General features: G+C 69.1%; 12 protein-coding genes and 3 pseudogenes. 10 read left to right on the forward strand and 5 right to left on the reverse strand.

Annotation, left to right across the window (positions count from 1 at the left end; all coding sequences use genetic code 11):
* Window positions 1-600: 600 nt before the first annotated feature.
* Window positions 601-897: a hypothetical protein gene (locus ACFWJB_RS24590; RefSeq protein ID WP_386924879.1), complete on the reverse strand. Its 297-nt coding sequence runs from the start codon at window positions 895-897 to the stop codon at window positions 601-603.
* A 177-nt stretch (window positions 898-1074) separates the two neighbouring features.
* Here ACFWJB_RS24590 and ACFWJB_RS24595 point away from each other — a divergent pair, with 177 nt between their 5' ends.
* From ACFWJB_RS24595 to ACFWJB_RS24605, 3 genes are read left to right on the forward strand one after another with little or no spacing between them, the layout of a single operon-like run.
* On the forward strand, window positions 1075-1680 hold the full coding sequence (locus ACFWJB_RS24595; RefSeq protein WP_386924881.1) for an ankyrin repeat domain-containing protein: 606 nt from the start codon (window positions 1075-1077) through the stop codon (window positions 1678-1680).
* 40 nt (window positions 1681-1720) lie between these two features.
* Window positions 1721-2302, forward strand: a complete 582-nt coding sequence (locus ACFWJB_RS24600) for a hypothetical protein (protein ID WP_386924883.1) — start codon at window positions 1721-1723, stop codon at window positions 2300-2302.
* Window positions 2299-4977, forward strand: a complete 2679-nt coding sequence (locus ACFWJB_RS24605) for a Helicase associated domain protein (protein WP_386924885.1) — start codon at window positions 2299-2301, stop codon at window positions 4975-4977. Before ACFWJB_RS24600 ends, ACFWJB_RS24605 begins: the two co-directional genes overlap by 4 nt.
* Window positions 4978-5072: 95 nt before the next feature.
* Here the strand turns inward: ACFWJB_RS24605 and ACFWJB_RS24610 are convergent, their stop codons facing one another.
* Entirely contained in the window at window positions 5073-5627 is a 555-nt protein-coding gene (locus ACFWJB_RS24610; RefSeq protein ID WP_386924887.1) for a hypothetical protein, read from the reverse strand.
* Window positions 5628-6038: 411 nt separating this feature from the next.
* Here ACFWJB_RS24610 and ACFWJB_RS24615 point away from each other — a divergent pair.
* Window positions 6039-6208 (forward strand): annotated as a pseudogene (locus tag ACFWJB_RS24615) (transposase); the annotation flags it as partial.
* A 1056-nt stretch (window positions 6209-7264) separates the two neighbouring features.
* Here ACFWJB_RS24615 and ACFWJB_RS24620 read toward each other — a convergent pair.
* A complete protein-coding gene (locus ACFWJB_RS24620) occupies window positions 7265-7474 on the reverse strand; it encodes a hypothetical protein (RefSeq protein WP_386924889.1) in 210 nt (69 codons plus the stop codon).
* A 740-nt stretch (window positions 7475-8214) separates the two neighbouring features.
* Between ACFWJB_RS24620 and ACFWJB_RS24625 the strand changes: the two genes are divergently transcribed.
* From ACFWJB_RS24625 to ACFWJB_RS24645, 5 genes and pseudogenes are all read left to right on the forward strand, one after another.
* Window positions 8215-9225: a replication-relaxation family protein gene (locus tag ACFWJB_RS24625; RefSeq protein ID WP_386924891.1), complete on the forward strand. Its 1011-nt coding sequence runs from the start codon at window positions 8215-8217 to the stop codon at window positions 9223-9225.
* A 1352-nt stretch (window positions 9226-10577) separates the two neighbouring features.
* Window positions 10578-10787 (forward strand): annotated as a pseudogene (locus ACFWJB_RS24630) (hypothetical protein); the annotation flags it as partial.
* A gap of 309 nt (window positions 10788-11096) precedes the next feature.
* Window positions 11097-11330: pseudogene (locus ACFWJB_RS24635) on the forward strand (ATP-binding protein); the annotation flags it as partial.
* A 65-nt stretch (window positions 11331-11395) separates the two neighbouring features.
* Window positions 11396-11977 carry a suppressor of fused domain protein gene (locus tag ACFWJB_RS24640; RefSeq protein WP_386924893.1) on the forward strand — a complete coding sequence of 194 codons (582 nt, stop codon included), beginning with the start codon at window positions 11396-11398 and terminating at the stop codon, window positions 11975-11977.
* Window positions 11978-12333: 356 nt separating this feature from the next.
* Complete coding sequence (locus ACFWJB_RS24645; protein ID WP_386924895.1) at window positions 12334-12765, forward strand: hypothetical protein; 432 nt, start codon at window positions 12334-12336, stop codon at window positions 12763-12765.
* Between the two features lie 329 nt (window positions 12766-13094).
* On the opposite strand, the gene ACFWJB_RS24650 is transcribed toward ACFWJB_RS24645, so the two are convergent.
* Both ACFWJB_RS24650 and ACFWJB_RS24655 read right to left on the reverse strand, forming a co-directional pair.
* A complete protein-coding gene (locus ACFWJB_RS24650; RefSeq protein WP_385471898.1) occupies window positions 13095-14288 on the reverse strand; it encodes a hypothetical protein in 1194 nt (397 codons plus the stop codon).
* A 173-nt stretch (window positions 14289-14461) separates the two neighbouring features.
* Window positions 14462-14893 carry a hypothetical protein gene (locus tag ACFWJB_RS24655; RefSeq protein ID WP_385471164.1) on the reverse strand — a complete coding sequence of 144 codons (432 nt, stop codon included), beginning with the start codon at window positions 14891-14893 and terminating at the stop codon, window positions 14462-14464.
* Window positions 14894-15316: 423 nt separating this feature from the next.
* On the opposite strand from ACFWJB_RS24655, the gene ACFWJB_RS24660 reads away from it, so the two are divergent.
* Window positions 15317-16291 carry an NlpC/P60 family protein gene (locus ACFWJB_RS24660; protein WP_386924897.1) on the forward strand — a complete coding sequence of 325 codons (975 nt, stop codon included), beginning with the start codon at window positions 15317-15319 and terminating at the stop codon, window positions 16289-16291.
* Window positions 16292-16480 lie beyond the last annotated feature (189 nt).

The raw sequence follows: 16480 nt of genomic DNA on the forward strand, positions 1-16480 counted from the left end.
CGATGGGCAAGCGAACACCCGCGCTGCGCGCGGGTGTTGCGCTCACGCTCCGCGTGAGCGCTAGCGGGACGCTGCGCGTCCCGCTCACCAGCCCGGCTGCGCCGGGTTGGTGACGCTCCGTCCGCTGCGCTCCCGGAGCTGCGGGGTCTTACGGCCCCGAGGGGGGCTTCCGCTGCGCTCCAGCCACCAGGGCGCTGCGCGCCCAGGAGGCCGGCCCCGCTGCGCGGGTCGGCCAACGGGTCTTCGGCCCGGGCAGCGAGGGGAGAGGCTGGCCGGGGACTGTGACTCTGCATGCTGATCGTCTATAGCGTGCCGTCAGCGATGCGTTCAGCCGCGTCTTGCGCGACCTCGTTAGCGATCTGCACCCCATTCCTTTCACCCGCGGCCAGGAGTGCCTTCTTCACCTCAGGCGCCGGCCTGCCAGCATGCGTAGCGCGAACCTCAGTCAAGGCCTTCTCATACCGCATCGCCTGGTCGCGAAGCCACGGTATGGCCCTCTCGTAGTCGGAAGCATCAGTCACACGAACGAACCTACGCCGGAGCTACCGGCCTCCAGCCCGAGCGGCAAGGAGACGTCATGGCTACACCGGTGACGGGACCTCAGGCGTGGGCGTGGCGGCGGGTGCCTGGCAGCTTGTGCGGGGCAGCGTGGTGCACGGGCCGGCCCGTTGCGGGAACGGCGAAACGCCGCAGGGCGAGGCTCGCGGTGATGAGCAGTGCGGTGAAGACGGCCAGGAGGAGAACGGACACCCACATCTGCCGGCTCCCGGGTGCCTGCCAGCCCGTCCAGACAGTGGTCCCCGTCCACAGCAGAATGGCCGCAGCGTAGAAGGAGCGGATCCGGCGCAGTTGCCGATCGGCCAGCAGGAACTGGATGCGTTCGGTCTTCGGTGCCATGCGGCACCGTGTACCCCGATGCGCGATGCCCACCGGGGTCGGATGGAGGGGATCGTTCGAGGGTTCCGCAAGTCCCGCCTCTCGAAGTGATGCAGCATGTAGCATTGGGGTAAAGCAGGGACATCCGGTAGCAGGTGTCCGCACCGGCCTAGCAAGGCTGGCGGGGAGGGAAACGCGATGGATTCCGATGCGCTGAGGCCTAGCTCCTTTCCGAAAGTGGAGCCGTGGACGCCGGCGCACGAGGCTGTGGAGCTGAGTGAGTGCGAAACCCTTTCCGTGCTCCTGGGCGCTGGTGCCGACCCGGACGAGGTGTTCTTCGAGCTCACGTTGCTGACTCACGCGATCGACACAGAAGGCGACAGCCACCTGCAGTCGGGGCATTTCCTGCACACGGCTGGCACGGCAATCCTGCTGGCCTACGGTGCTGATCCGCACTTGCCGTCTGCCAGCGGGGAGACTCCGCTGCAGTTCGCCGAGAGCTACGACCACGAACCGGCCAAGCGGCTGCTCCAGCGCTTCCTTGCACCGGAGGAAACTCCGGAGAGGGCGCGTGGAGGTGATCGCGGGTCTTGCCCTGAGGTGGAGTCGTGGACGCCCGCGCATAAGGCCGTGGAGATGGATGACTACGAGACGCTCGCCGTGCTCCTGGACGCTGGTGCCGATCCAGACGAGGTGTGCTTCGGGCACACGCTGCTGACTCACGCGATTGACCTGGAAGGCCAAGGCCACGTGCAGGCGAACTGCCCGCTCGACACGACCTCCACGGCGATCCTGCTGGCCTAAGGTGCCGACCCGCGCCTGCCAGCCGCCGACGGCGAGACTCGTGCAGATCGCCGAGTACTACCACCACGAACCGGCCCAGCGGCTGCTTCAGCGCTTCCTCGCCCTCACCCCGGCAAATCCGCAGGGAGCGCGCGTGACGAATGATCGCGGGCCGTCGCCCCTCGGCCTGGACTCCGCTTACAGCGGCGCCTCGATCTACGTCGACGCGGAGGCCGCTCCGCGGGTCGTGGACCGGCTTCGAGACGCCCTCGGCCTCGTCGAGGACGGCGCGGAACTGGTGGTCGGGCCGGTGCACGTGGAAGGCGAGCCCAACGACTACGCCACAGGCCGGCGTGCCCATCCCTTCGACTTCCTTGAATGGCCGACCGTGCTGGAATGCGAGGCCACCGCGGGAGCGCCGGCCGAGGAGGTGGTCCAGGCCGTCACGGCCGTGCTCGGAGCACTGTGGCGCGGGGGCTTCAAGGCCGTAGCCGCCTGCGACTTCGAGGACGAGCTGCCCGCACACGGCGGCATCGAACGGTACCCGCTCCCCGCCTCTGGCTCCGGCGGGTCCGCTGCTTCCGTGAGCACGTGGTGGAGAAACCTGATTTCGCCCGGAAAAAGAAAGGATCGACTGTCGTGATCAGCCTCCGGGAACATCAGGTGACCCAGAAAACGGCCATTTGGGAATGGGTCAGATTTTTTGCAAGATTTTCTGTGCCTGCTGAGGGGGCCCGGGGCACGTTGGTGTCTGCCACCGGATCCGGTAAGACGATCACGGCTGCTGCGAGTGCGCTGGAGTGCTTCCCTAGCGGGCGGATCCTCGTGACCGTACCGACCCTAGACCTGCTCGCGCAGACCGCCCAGGCGTGGCGGGCGGTCGGGCACCGGGCGCCGATGGTGGCGGTGTGCTCGCTGGAGAACGACCCGGTGCTGGGCGCGCTGGGGGTGCGCACCACCACGAATGCGATCCAGCTGGCGCTGTGGGCCGGGTCCGGGCCGGTGGTCGTGTTCGCCACGTACGCCTCCCTGGTGGACCGCGAGGACCCGGAGGACCCGACGGGCGAGCGAACGGTCCGCGGGCCGCTGGAGGCCGCCTTGGCGGGCGGGGAACGGCTCTACGGCCAGCGCATGGCCCCGTTCGACCTCGCCATCGTGGACGAAGCCCACTCAACCGCGGGTGATCTTGGTCGGCCGTGGGCGGCGATCCACGACAACGCCCGCATCCCGGCGGACTACCGGCTCTACCTCACCGCCACCCCGCGGATCCTCGCCTCGCCCCGCCCGCAGAAGGGCGCGGGCGGGATGGAGGTGGAGCTTGCGAGCATGGCCGACGATCCGGACGGCACCTTCGGGGCGTGGCTTCCGGACGCTGAGCTGGGCCTTGCGGAGGCGATCGAGCGGGGCATCCTCGCCGGATTCGAGATCGACGTCCTCGAAATCCACGACCCCTCCCCCATCGTCGGGGAGTCGGAGGAGGCGCGGCGGGGTCGGCGCCTGGCGCTGCTGCAGACCGCACTTTTGGAGCACGCGGCGGCTTACAACCTGCGTACGGTCATGACGTTCCACCAGAAGGTCGAGGAGGCGGCGGCGTTCGCGGAGAAGCTGCCGAAGACGGCAGCCGAGCTGTACGTGAGAGATGCCTCGGACGAGGGCCTGGCGGCCGCGGACGAGCTGCCCGTCTCGTCGATCGGCGCGCAGCTGTACGAGCTGGAGGCCGGCCGGCACGTGCCGCCGGAGCGGGTGTGGTCGGCATGGCTGTGCGGGGACCACCTCGTCGCCGAGCGGCGTGAGGTCCTGCGGCAGTTCGCCAACGGCATCGACGCGGCCGGGCGCCGGGTCCACCGCGCCTTCCTCGCCAGCTGCCGCGTCCTCGGCGAAGGAGTCGACATCACCGGCGAACGAGGGGTGGAGGCCGTGTGCTTCGCCGACACGCGCGGCTCGCAGGTGGAGATCGTGCAGAACATCGGCCGCGCGCTGAGGCTCAACAAGGACGGCTCCACTAAGGTGGCCAGGATCATCGTGCCGGTGTTCCTGGAGCCCGGCGAAAACCCGACCGACATGGTCGCCTCCGCGAGCTTCAAGCCGCTCGTGGCCGTCCTCCAGGGCCTACGCAGCCACGATGAGCGACTCGTCGAGCAGCTCGCCTCCCGCGCTCTCACCAGCGGCAAACGCAAGACCCACATCCAACGCGCCACCGACGGGCGGATCATCGGGATCAGCGGTGAGAGTGGGAGTGATGACAAGGACCAGGAGGGTGGCACCGACGGGGCGGTCGAGTCCGCACTGCTCCACTTCTCCAGCCCGCGCGACGCGGCCACGATCGCGGCGTTCCTGCGCACCCGGGTCTACCGGCCCGAATCGCTGGTCTGGCTGGAGGGCTACCAGGCCCTGCTGCGCTGGCGGAAGGAGCACGCGATCACCGGCCTGCACGCCGTCCCCTACGACACGGAGACCGAGGTCGGCGCCACGAAGGCCTTTCCGCTAGGGCGATGGGTCCACCAGCAGCGAAAGGCGCGGCGGGCCGGGGAGCTCGAACCGCGGCGCAAGAAGCTGCTGGACGCGCCCGAGGCCGGGATGGTCTGGGAACCGGGCGAAGAAGCCTGGGAGACCAAGCTCGCCGCGCTGCGCTCCTACCGGCGGGCCACCGGGCACCTCGCTCCCCGGCAGGACGCGGTCTGGGGAGACGCCGAAGGCGAACTCGTCCCCATCGGGCAGCACATGGCCAACCTCCGCCGCAAGGGTGGCCTCGGCAAGAACCCCGAGCGGGCGGTTGCACGCGCGGCGCAGCTGACCGCGATCGACCCCGACTGGAACTGCCCCTGGCCACTGGACTGGCAACGCCACTACCGCCACCTCGCCCACCTCGCCGAGGACGAACCCGGCGGAGTCCTGCCCGACATCCAGCCCGGCGTGCTGATGGACGGCGACGACATCGGCCGGTGGTTGGAGCGGCAGAAGAACCCGGGCACCTGGAAACAGCTGTCCACCGAGCAGCAGGAACGGCTGTCGAAGCTGGGCGTGCAGCCCGCCCAGGCACCGCCTCCCACCCCCGCGGCCAAGGGCACGGCGAAGGGGCCGAGCAAGGCCCAGCAGGCGTTCCAGCGCGGGCTGGCCGCCCTGGCGCAGTGGGCCGAGCGGGAAGGCGCCCAGCGGCCCATCCCGCGCGGCGCCGTCGTGGAGATCGCGGTCGACGGCCAGGCAGAACCGGTGTCTGTGCGCCTGGGCGTATGGGTATCGAACACACGCGCCAGACGCGACAAACTCACCGCCGAGCAACTCGGCGCCTTGCGGGAATTGGGCATGCAGTGGGCGTAGTAGGGGCTGGAGACTGTCTGGGCAAGCACTGCACGAAGTCTCGGTGCCGGGCACTGGTGCGGGCATCCACAAGATGGGTCAGACCGGTCTGCCGCCTATCGGGAGTCGCCTCCGCATGGCTCCGCGCGCTTGGTCGACAGAGGACTGGTCTCTTGGGCGTAGATCGACGCCTTCGGCGCATCAAGGGCGCTGGAGCCCCGCTCCGGGATCCCGTCCTGTCCACGACTCCAGAGCTGGCCGCCGCTGTCCCAGAATTCCAGCTCATAGATTCCAAGGAGCGGGTGCTCGGCTGCACTTTGTGTCTCGCCCTTGGGATCAGAACGCCACGTTACATCTTCCGGTCTGATGGTCACGACGGTGCATGGGGCAATACTGGCTTGAAACAGGACCACGGGATACCAGCGGTGCTCCGATCGACTCAGGACAAACTTGATGAATAGGTTGTATACGGGATCCGGTGATCTGTTCATCACGTGGACAGCGCGGAGCGACGAATCTCGGTTTCTGTCCTCCCACCAAGAAATAAGCCGCGCTTGGGCCAGCGCGCCACGCTCGGCGTCGTCTCTCGACTGGGCGAGCTGATCCTGGGACACCTTGGCGCCGTAGTACGTGGCCACTCCCGTAAAGAACAGCGTACTGATACCTGCCACGACTCCGGCGATAGTGGCGACTCTTGCCCAGTCGATCCTCCTCCACCGTGTCGCCGGCGGTTCGGGCTGAGGCACTGGCTCATGCCTCTCCTCACGAACTCGCGCTCGGACGCGGTCTGGAGCTTTCCGCTGCCGCGCAAGCCGTATCCGGACCGGCCGCTCTGCCTCGTTCGCCACTCGCCCCCCATAGCCGTCAGCACTGCAGACGCGCAGCTCACGCACCTGGCGCCGTGTCACTTTCCTATTCTCCGTCTTCTCCTGGTGACGCCCGTCTACATCCGCAGGAAATCCTCCGGGCCTGCGAGAGCGGTTGAAGCAGGATCCCCGCTGCAGAAGGGCGACTGCGGCAGGTTCCTCGCCTAAGAGGTCGTCTCAACTGGCTTGATCTTTAAGCTGACGGTCGTGATAGCGATGGTGGGGTGTCTGGTGCCAGACGCCTTGTGGGAGTTGTTCCAGCGGGTGGTCGCGGCTGCTCCGGTGCGTCCGCAAAGCGGTGGACGACGGCGCTACGGTGATCGCGAGGTGCTGGCGGCGATCCTGTCGTGGTCACGACGGGGTGTACCTGGCGGCAACTGCTGCCTACGGCGGCGGACGTCGGAGGCGAGGGTGGGCGTGGCCGGTGAGCTGGAGGGCGATCTGCTCGTAGTGGCGTTCGGCGAGCGCCTCCGGGCCCGTCCAGGCCAGGATCGTACGGCTCTCGGTCGAACGGGATCTCCGCCTCGATGAGCCCCTCGGGGTCGTACAGGACCGTGCGCGTACTGGTGTGCATGGCGGGCCTTGCTGGGGCGGTATCGCGCGGGTGGTCGGTGGGTGGGAGTGTCGGGGATGGGCGAGGACGGGGTATCGCGTCGGATCATGGACGGTCGGTGGGTGGTGAGCCGGGCCTGGGTGGGGCAGTACACGGGTGCGTCGGTGTCGGCGGTGAACCGGTGGTGTGTCTAGCGGGATCGGTACCCCGAGGAGCTTCGGTTCCCTGAGGCGGTGTGCACGGTGAACCGGACCCACTACTACGTGCAGGAGGCCGTGGAGGCGTTCTGGGCGGCGTGGAAGGCCGATGTCGGTACCGGGCCTCGGAGCTGCTGGCCGGCGTCCAGGAGACGGCCGGGGCAACCAGGGGGGTGGCCCCGGGCGCGCCCAGCGCGAGCATGCGGTCGCTGTTGTCCTCGCCGAGCTCCGGCAGGCCGGCGGCTACCGGCGCGGTATGGCCGCACGGCGCGGGAACACGGCGGCGGCGAGCGCGCCTGGCAACGCGCCATGACCGAAGCCCGCGCCCAGTACGAGCGTGAGCACGGCCAGGACCAGGACGACACGGAAGCAGCCGCGCACCCGGCGCAGCCCGCGCTCTGACGTCTCTGATGGTGCGGCCGGTGTCCGGTCGGCGCCGCTGAGAGAAGTCGGGGACGTTCACAGGGGGGCCTCGCCACTCTGGTTTCGCCCGACGTCGAGAGCCCCCGGCCCTCGAGGGGTAGGCCGGGGGCTACCTGCCATGACAGAGCGGCACCAGCGCCAGCGGTTCCCAGGCCCACGCCGGCGAGAACGCGAACCGCAAGGCACCGATGCACGCGTGTCACCCTGCCCAACGGACAGAACCCGGCGCAGTCACGGGTCATCGCCTCCCGTTCATGCTCGTGCCGAGCTCAGCTTGTTCTATAGCCACCTTCGGCAGTTGCTTCGACTAGCTTCACGAGGGGCGCCAGGATCTGTGGCAGGTCGCTCTCGGAGTTGAGCACCGCGTGGCCCTGCCAGGTGCGCTCGGTTCCGGAATCGATGAAGAGCATCGAAGTGGCACCCGATTCCCAGAGGAACACCGTCCCCATGCGCTCGTCCGATTCCAGTGTGAGACTCACTGCCGTGGCCTTCGGCCGACCTCGGGACGGGATTCCTGGGACGGGCCGCTTCACTGCAGAACTGATCCCACGAGAGCGCAGCTTGTGTTCATGTGCGGCATGCCAGTCCTTGAGCCACTGAGCGATCTCTGACATTGCGCCCCCGCGGACCTCGAACGACCGTCGAACTTGATCGTATGCCTGACAATCACCGGACACCGGAACGGCCTTCGTCTGACCATGTGCTCCGACCAGATGACGCTTGCGGCCGTTAACCCACGGCTCTTCGGGCCGCGACGGGACAGGGCCCGCTTCCAAGCCGAGACCAGACCGACTTAGGGGCGCAGGCAGGCCGTTCTGCGGTCAGCGCGCGAAGGCCTGGGCCGACGCGCAAGAGGACCAGGACGGCCCCGATCCCCCGGCCGCACGCCACCCCGCCGCCTGTCCGTCCCTTCCCATCCCTTTCTTCTTTCCGGTCCGGGACCAGCGCAGGGGGTGTGCAGAGGGGGATGTCGGGCTGCCGACCAAGCCACTATCAGCGTGGTGACCTGCTGGTTCTCTGATCATGCGCTGGTGGGGTGGAAACAGTTGTCGGCAGGGTTGCCGGACCGGTTGTGGGCCTGGCCGAGGGCGGTGTTGTCGCATCGTGACCGTGGTCGGGTCATGGCGGTCGCCGTGGTGGTCGGGGCCGGCTGATGCCCTGCCTCGTAGACGCGGCACCCGGACAACAGAGTGGGTGCCGCTGGACGAGGGAGTTCGTCATGACGGACATCGACACGGGCAGCCGGAACCGGCATGACGTCGATACGGGCAGCCGGGACCGGCTGGCTCTGGCGGTGCTCGCGCAGTACCGGATGGCCACCACCGAACAGATGCACCTGATCCTGTCGCCTGAGGTGCGGATCGAGCAGACGCGGCGCCGGCTGATGAAGCTGCGCGGTGAAGGGTTTATCGACCAGGTGACGCTGCCGCAGGCTGGACGGATGCGGGTCTGGCACCCCACCCGCTACGGGGCGCAGGTGGCGTCCGAGTGGCCCGAGCTGCGCGGCCGCCGTCCCCCGCGGGGCGCGCACGACCGGACCGCGGTACGGCTGGGCGTCGGACACGGCCTGACCGTCACCGAGACCGGGCTGGCGTTCCTGCAGGACGCCCGCCGCCGCGGCGACCTGTGCCAGCCCCTCGACTGGATCCCCGAAGTCCACCACCCCCTCGGGGGCGGTGAAGCCGTCATCCCCGACGCCCTGCTCTACTACCGCAGCCGCGGCACCGGCGGGACGGACAGCAGCGGGGATGGCGGGTCGATGCTACGGGCGTTCCTGGAAGTCGACCGAGCCACGATGGGACCCGAGCGCCTGGCCGCCAAACTCGGCGCCTACGCCCGCCTCCACCAGTACGTACCCGCACCCCCACCCAGCGCCCGCCGGCCCCTGGCCGTGAAGGAGGAGAGCTGGCGGCGACGCTACCCGCTCTTCCCACGGCTGCTGTTCGTCCTGGACGGCACCGGCCCCGCCGGCATCCACACCCGGATTGAGGCTCTGCAGGCCGCTGCCCGAGGACTCGGACAGGCCGCGCTCCTGCGCGACGTTGCCGTCCTGGCCGCACCCATGACCGACCTCCTGCGGCACGGCCCGGCCGCACCCGTCTGGCACCCCGTCACCGACCCCGACCACCGCGTCGGCTGGATGCACTCCAGGGACGCGTGGACGGCCCCGACCACGGACACCGAGCCCAGGCCTGCAGGCCCGACCACGGCAGGTCACAGCCTTACGTGAGGAACCAGCTGACGACGGCCCCGACCCCCGACCATGGGCCGATGCCATCCCCGGTGTGAATGGGGGGAGGTGGTGGAGGCCACCGTCGGCGCTGGCTGTCTAGGACGCTTCTTTTGGGCCCCGGGGGAACAGGACGACAACCAGATCACCGGGGCCCTGTCCCCCTTCCACGACGCGCTGGCCTCAGTGCTGGAACCTCCAGCGCCGCCCCGCCGACGGTGGTTCCGACGGGGCGGCGCACCGGAGTGATTCAGTGACCGATTACGCCTCCCTGGCGCTATGGAGATGAGGTCAGCCAATCTGCGGGAAGGCTGACCGCCACAGGAGAGGGAGGGGCGGCGGCGAGAAGTCCGTCGAGGGCTGGACCCGTGGCGCCGAGGAAGGTCACCGTGTCGCCGGAGAACGCGGCGTCATTGAAGGTCACCCTGCCGCCGGAGAACGTGGCGCCGCCGAAGTCCATGTCGCAGTCGATGGTGACGCCGGTGAGGTTGAGGTCGCAGCCCTGCCAGGAGCGATACGTCCCCTGGGGGCGTCGGTAGTGGTCGCCGATGAGGCGCAGGATCGTGTGCCGGACCTTGCGGAAGGCCAGGTAGCGGTGGTGTTCCTCCTGGTGGGCGGGGTCGTCGCCGGGGTCGGGGGTGAAGGGGAGCTGTAGGTAGGCGCCCAGAACGTCGATGCAGGTCTGGCGCAGGCTGTCGTCGGGGCATCATCGGCGAGCCCGGCCAGGGCATGGACGCCGCCCAGCCGAACGGCCGGGGAGTCCGAACCGAGCTGCTCGACGGCCTGGGAGAAGCGTTCTGTGTGGAGCCGGGTGGCTTCGCGGTGGGCGCCCGCTTCGTCGACGCGCTGGCGACGAACCCGCCGCGCCGGCAACCCGAACCCGTCGGGGAAGAACCCCAACAGCACTCCCCCGGGGTCGCATGTACACGGGCTCGGAAGACGCCCGGTTCCACAGCCGGATAACCCAGACCGCTCGGCAGCAGCCGGGCGAAAGCCGGGACAACCAAGGCGGAGTCCCCGGCCGCGCGCAGCGGGAGCGCGCGGCCACTGCCGTCCTCGCCGAACTCAGAGCAGCCGGCGTACCGGCACGGCACGGCCACACGGCCGACCCGCGAGCACGGCGGCGGCGGCGAACGCGCCCGGCAGCGCGCCATGCCGAAGCCCGCGCCCCGTACGAGCACGAGCCCTTCATCCGTCTCTGACCGAGCGATCGGACAGAGGCCGGTCGACGGGCCGCTCACCCTCGCCGTCTGCTCAACCAAACGTGTCCGCCATCGAGGTGGAAGGCCCTGTGCCCAGACCATGCGCCAGGGGTGGTCCCACTCACAGCCGCAGGCGTGGTCCGGGTGATTGTGGCCAACCTGCGTCGCAAGGGTGGCCTCGGCAAGAACCCCGAACGAGCTGCCCTCCGCGCGCAGCAGCTGACCGCCATCGACCCAGACTGGAACTGCCTCTGGCCCCTGGACTGACAACGCCACTACCGCCACCTCGCCCACCTCGCGGAGAACGAACCCCATGGCGTTCTGCCCGACATCGCACCCGGCGTCCTCATGGACGGCGACTGCCGCCCGGCAGCCGGACCTCGCCGTGTTCCTACGCGACGTCCCCGTCCTCGCCGCAGCCATGACCGACCTACTCCAACACGGCCCGACCACACCCGTCTGGCACCCCGTCACCGACCCCAACCACCGCGTCGACTGGATGCACACACAGCACGCCCTCCCGGGCCCGACCACGGACGCCGGGCCCGGGCCGCCAGACCCGACCACCGCAGGTCACAGCACCGCGTGGGAAGTCAACTGACGACGTCCCCGACCATGCAGAAGTCCGGCTGGGGCCGTGCCCGCCTCCCCGAACCCCGTACCCGCGTCCTGCTCATCGCGCTGGGAACCGAGGCGACCACGAAGGGCTACCGAGTCCGCTACACGCTCGCGACGAAGCTGGTCAATGAGCTGGTCGAGGCCGCGGACGAGAAACAGCTGAACAAGACGATCGCCCAGTACGGCCGTGTCGGTCTCCTCTGCATCGACGAACTCGTCTACATGGAACTTGACCGCCATGGCGCCGAGTTCCTTTTCCAAGTCCTCACCGAACGTCAGGACCGCCCCGCCTGCGGCGGGGGCGGACACACAACCAGGACATCTGGGCCAGCCGTGAGATCCTCTCCATCATGTTCGAGAGCGAGCGCAGCCAGCGGGCGATAGCAGGCGTCGAGGCCCACGTTCGCGACTTCTTCACCGGCCAGGCGATCACCGTCAGCGATTACGACCTGGGACCTGGGCGAAGGGAAGCGGTTCCCAACCTGAGGATCCTCACCGTCAGCCCAGGACCGCGCGCCGACAGCTGGGCCTACATCACCGCCGGCTGCTGGTCCACCGTGGAGACGGACGGCCACGGCCTCGAATTCGTTCTTACCGCTCCCGTCCGCGACGAACGCTTCGCTGATCTCCTGGCCATGACCGCCTACTACCACGCCGATCACCACCTCGATCTCGAGCACAGCCTGCCCATCGGGGAGCCGTGGCTGCCCGGGTCCCACTGCGACCACCTGCTGATCAGCCTCCCCTACCTCCATGGCCCTGACCTGGAGCACTGCCCGCTGCCGGACGGCCATGCCCGCATCCTCCGGGCCCTGCCGGTCACCGAAGCCGAGATGGCATACCGCCGTGAACACGGCCACGAAGCCCTTGAACAGCTCTTCGACGAGCACGCGATCGTCCCCACCGATCCCTGGCGTCCGTCCGTCGCCTGAACCTCGCGGGCACAGTCCGGGCGCAGATGGCAGCCGGGAGGTCCTCCAGTGCCGTCAGAACTCGTCGACCTGTTGAGGGCCAGTGATCACCGATCGCTGCCCAGAGTCATCGACAAACGCTGTCCGTCTTCATCATGAGCGAAGCCACTTGCTCGCTACCTGGACGGCGTCGTCCGCATGAGGAACAGCCCGCTGGTCCTCGTAGGCCTCTGACTGGGCAAGCCGATTCGAGAGCTGGCGACAACTCCCGGTCATGCCAGGTGTCTGTACAAAGGGCCGATTCCATTCTTTGCCGAGGGTCGGACGCCGCCCACGATGGACCCGGCAGCAGTCTTGGGATCGGCTGGGGAGGGGACATGCGTTTCATCAGTCGAGGTCTTTGTGTGGGGAGTGTGGCATCCGCGGCTGCGGTGACGCTGCTTGCCGCAGCCCCGGCCAGCGCGTATTCGCAGGCATCGGTCGTCTCGTATTCGTCCACGAAGGGCGGCTGGGGTACAGCGAATGCAATGCTGTCGAGTGACGCGTTCTGGCTGCGGGTCTGTGACAGAGGTACGGCAGACGGTTACCGGGCGGTCGGCCGCTTGACCAAGGGGAGCTTCTACGTCCAGCGGCAGGCGGCCGGCGGAAGCGGAAGCTGTGTCGGCGGCGCTCAGGACGGGGTGACCGGTGGCTGGCTGGATGCGCCGATAACCGGCACTTACACACTGACAGTGTGCCTGCGCGACGGAGCCGGCGGTAGGGACTTCAACTGCGACAGCACGACCTTCTACCACGACGGGAGCACGTGAGCCGCTCCCGGGCACGTGTGGAGGCGGTTGGGCGAGAGAGCGCCTCTGTGACCGCTTGGTGCTTGCTGCGCGCCCTTCTTGGCAGCGCATCCAGGCAGATCCACCGCAACGCCCGCAAGCGGGGCGCCGAAGAACTCGGCGCCGTACCTCTTCGACACCATCGTCCGCTACAGCGAAGCCGTCGGACAGGACGCCCGCAGCTTTGGCCGCCTGGTCCACGAACCCGAACCAGGTCCCGCCCGCGGGGACGGGCTCGGGCCGGGGCGGGGCCCCGGCCCGATGCCTCGCCCTGTGTCGCGGGGGGAACGGCCTGTTGCGCTGTACTGGGGTCAGCAGGACATGGGGTTGGTGAACTGCAGGGTCTCGGGTCCCTTGCTGGTGCAGGTGGACTGCCGGCCGCTGGTGAGGTCCCCGATCTCGGTCTGGTCGCGGAAGCCGATGATCTGGGCCTCACCGAGGGGTGCGCCCTGAACGAAGTGGGGGTAGCGGAGGATTTCCCACGCAGGGAACTTGTCGGCGGTGAGGGAGGCGGTGAAGGTGTCCTTTCTCGGTGACAGGGTCAACCGCGCGTTGATCCGGCCGAAGCCGGGGCCGACGCACGTATCGCCGACGCAGGTGCGCTCCCAGGAGTTCATGGCGGAGACGCCTACGGACAGGCCGCCGGAACCGGTGCGCGAGACGCTGATCAGGTTGCGCGCGTCCTTTGACGGGTCGCCCACGGAGGCGGCATCGGAGACGAACGCGAGGGGGAGGGCATCACGGCACAGGGTCTCCACGGAGCCGCTGGGGACGGTGGCGCCGACGGCGCATGACTTGTGGGCGTATGCGGCGACTTCACCGGTGCCGGTGTTCCATGCGACGGTTATCTTCGCGGAGGCGGCCGGGTCTGCGGTCCAGCTGCGGTGGTCACCGATGGCGTCGGTGAAACCGGTCTTGTTCCGGATGTAGGCGCGGGTCAGCACGATCCCGCGGTCCTTGCCGGGAGCGACGCGGGTCCTGGCGACCTGGTCGCCGGAGCGGGGGACGGCGCTGAAGAACCGCTGTTCGGCCGCGGAGTGGTCGCGGTTGGACATCAAGACCACCACCCGCTTGCCGACCGAGGGCAGAACGCCCTGCTGGCTGTCGCGCACCGCGGCGACCGCGTAGTTGACGCAGGGGGTCTTGATGTTCTGGTGAATCCACTCGGTCGTCTTCCCGAGGCGGTCCTTGATGAGCTGGTAGCTGCTGGTGCTGTGGGGCACGTTGTCGCAGGAGTACTCGGCGTAGATGCGGTAGTCGTCGGCACCGGCGACCTTGTTCCAGTCCAGCTTCACTGAACGGTCGCCCAGGGTGAACTTCAGCCCCTTCACGGCAGACGGTTTCCCGGGTTCGCCCGCCGCTGCGTTGGCGATGGTGTCCGTGGCGGTATCCGTGGGTCCAGCCACGGTAATGACGCCGCCGGCGGCGATCCCGCCGGCCAGCAGCCCCGAGGCGACGGCGACCACCGCCAGCGCGCGGGTCCTTCTCGTACGGGTGCTGCGCATGCTGATGCTCCTTGTGTGTGAGGAATGGTGCGATGCCATGCCGCAGGGCGGTGACGGCATCGCGCTGCGGGTGGTTCTCGTCCTGCAGGCTTCGCTGCGGGTGGCGGTGTCTCGTTGGGGGGGGGGGGCCGGGCCCCCCGGCCCCAACGAGACAGTGGGATGCCACGTGTGGGTCAGCGGATGCTGTAGATCGACTTCGCCTTGAGGTACGGGCTGGCCCCCCAGGTGGTGCACAGGGTCGTGCTCCTGGCGGAGCGGTACTTCTTGGTGCCGTTGGCCTGGATGCGCCAGCCGGGGTAGGCGATGAAGCCGCCCCGCTTCTTGTAGAGCCCCCCGTTGCCGCCGATCGTGTAGCCCTCGAGGTAGTAGTGGGTGCCACCCGAGGTGACGAGGTACGGGCAGCCGTCCATCTGCTGGAAGGTGCCGTAGAACTTCTTCTGGGCCGCCACGGAGCCCGCGTTGACGACCGTGTCGGTGGTGGTGCTCGCGGACTTGGCGGTGGTGAAGGCGCCACTCGTGCCGGCGGCCACCCCGCCGGCCAGCAGCCCCGTGGCGACGGCGGCGACGGCCATCGCCCGGGTCTTGGACATTCGTGTGCTGCGCATGCTGATGCTCCTCGTGACAGTGATGGACTTCCTCGCATCGGTCGAAGGACGGCGACCGAGCGGGGAAGAGGGACGCTCCTGCCGGGCCCGGGTGAGAGCGCATGCCGGGCGGGCGGGAGGGGTCAGCACCCGTCGCCGGGAGGGCGCCTGAACGAGGCACCGACCGGGCGGTTCGGGGCGGTGAGGAAAGCTTTGCCCGGCCGCTGAGGGCGGGGCAACAGATAGCGGCGGCTCGGACAGTCCCGCATCGTCCATGCAGGTCACAGCCGGTGCCCGCAGGTAGACGCCGCCTTCTCGCCGCGGTGCTGCGGGGCGCGGACAGGCCGGGACTGTCCCGGACGCCACCAGAGCTAGCGAGACACCCGCACGGCGCAACAGCCTCCTTCCAGGCCGCAGATCGCGGCCCTGCCCAAGGAGGTCGTCATGGCACAGCGGACCCTGCTCCCGCCCCCGGCGCGGACTCACCGGAAGCCGGCCCCCAAGCCCCAGGCCCGGCCGGCACCACGGGCGCACCGCAAGCCACGCGTTCGAAACACCGGCACCACAAGGGGCCGCGGCATCGTGTGGGGCACGGCCGGACTGGCCGTGGCCTTCGTGCTGTCCCTGATCGCCGGTGTGCTGCTGGCCGTGCACGGCCCGACGGACTCGTCGTCGGCTGCCGACAGCTCGTCGGTCACCCTCCAGCAGGAACCGCCGTCCAGCACCGAGCCCTCGCAGGTGCCGCCCGCGCCCGCCAAGCCCGATGACGGCAAGGAACCGAAGAAGGTCGAGAAGGTCGCCCTGCAGTCCGGTGACACGCTGTGGAAGCTGGCCCGCACCCACCACACCAGCGTGGAAATCCTGCAGCGGCTCAACGGTCTGGGCTCCTCGACGCTGATCTACGCCGGGAAGAAACTGAACGTGCCCGCCGGCAAGACGGCAGCCCACCCGGAACAGCAGCAGTCCCCGGCGTCAGCTTCCGCGCACGACAGGCCGTCCGCCCAGACGGCCAAGCCCAAGACCTCCGAGCCCCAGACGGCCGAGCCCAAGACCTCCAGGTCCGCGAAGTCGGCGCCGAGCACCGTCATCGCGTTCGCCAGGAAGCAGTTGGGCAAGCCCTATGTCTGGGGCGGCGCCGGTCCTCGCGGCTTCGACTGCTCCGGGCTGGTGATGCGGGCCTGGGCCACAGCCGGGGTGAAGCTCCCGCGCACCACCTGGGACCAGATACGCGCCGGCAGCGCCACCACCCGCGGCCGCCTGGTGCCCGGTGACCTGGTCCTGTCCTACGGCGGCGGCCACGTGGGGCTGTACATCGGCAAGGGCAGGGTCATCCACGCCCCCCGGCCCGGCACCACGGTCACCGTCGCGCCGCTGCCCGCCCCCGGCGACGTCGTCGCCTACCGACACATCCGGGCCTGACCGAGCCGCACGCAGCGCGTGCTGACGCGGTCGTGGACAGGTCCTGCCACCGAGCAGTCGAACGTATTCGAACGAAGCTGGGAAACGGTACTCATGAACAGATCAACGGGCTTTAGGCTCCCCTGGTACCCGAGGAACAGGGGAGAGCTGATGGGGCAGGGGCCGGATCCGGCTGCGGCAAGCAGCCCG

This window comes from Streptomyces sp. NPDC127100 (assembly GCF_042724095.1).
Taxonomy (GTDB): Bacteria; Actinomycetota; Actinomycetes; order Streptomycetales; family Streptomycetaceae; genus Streptomyces.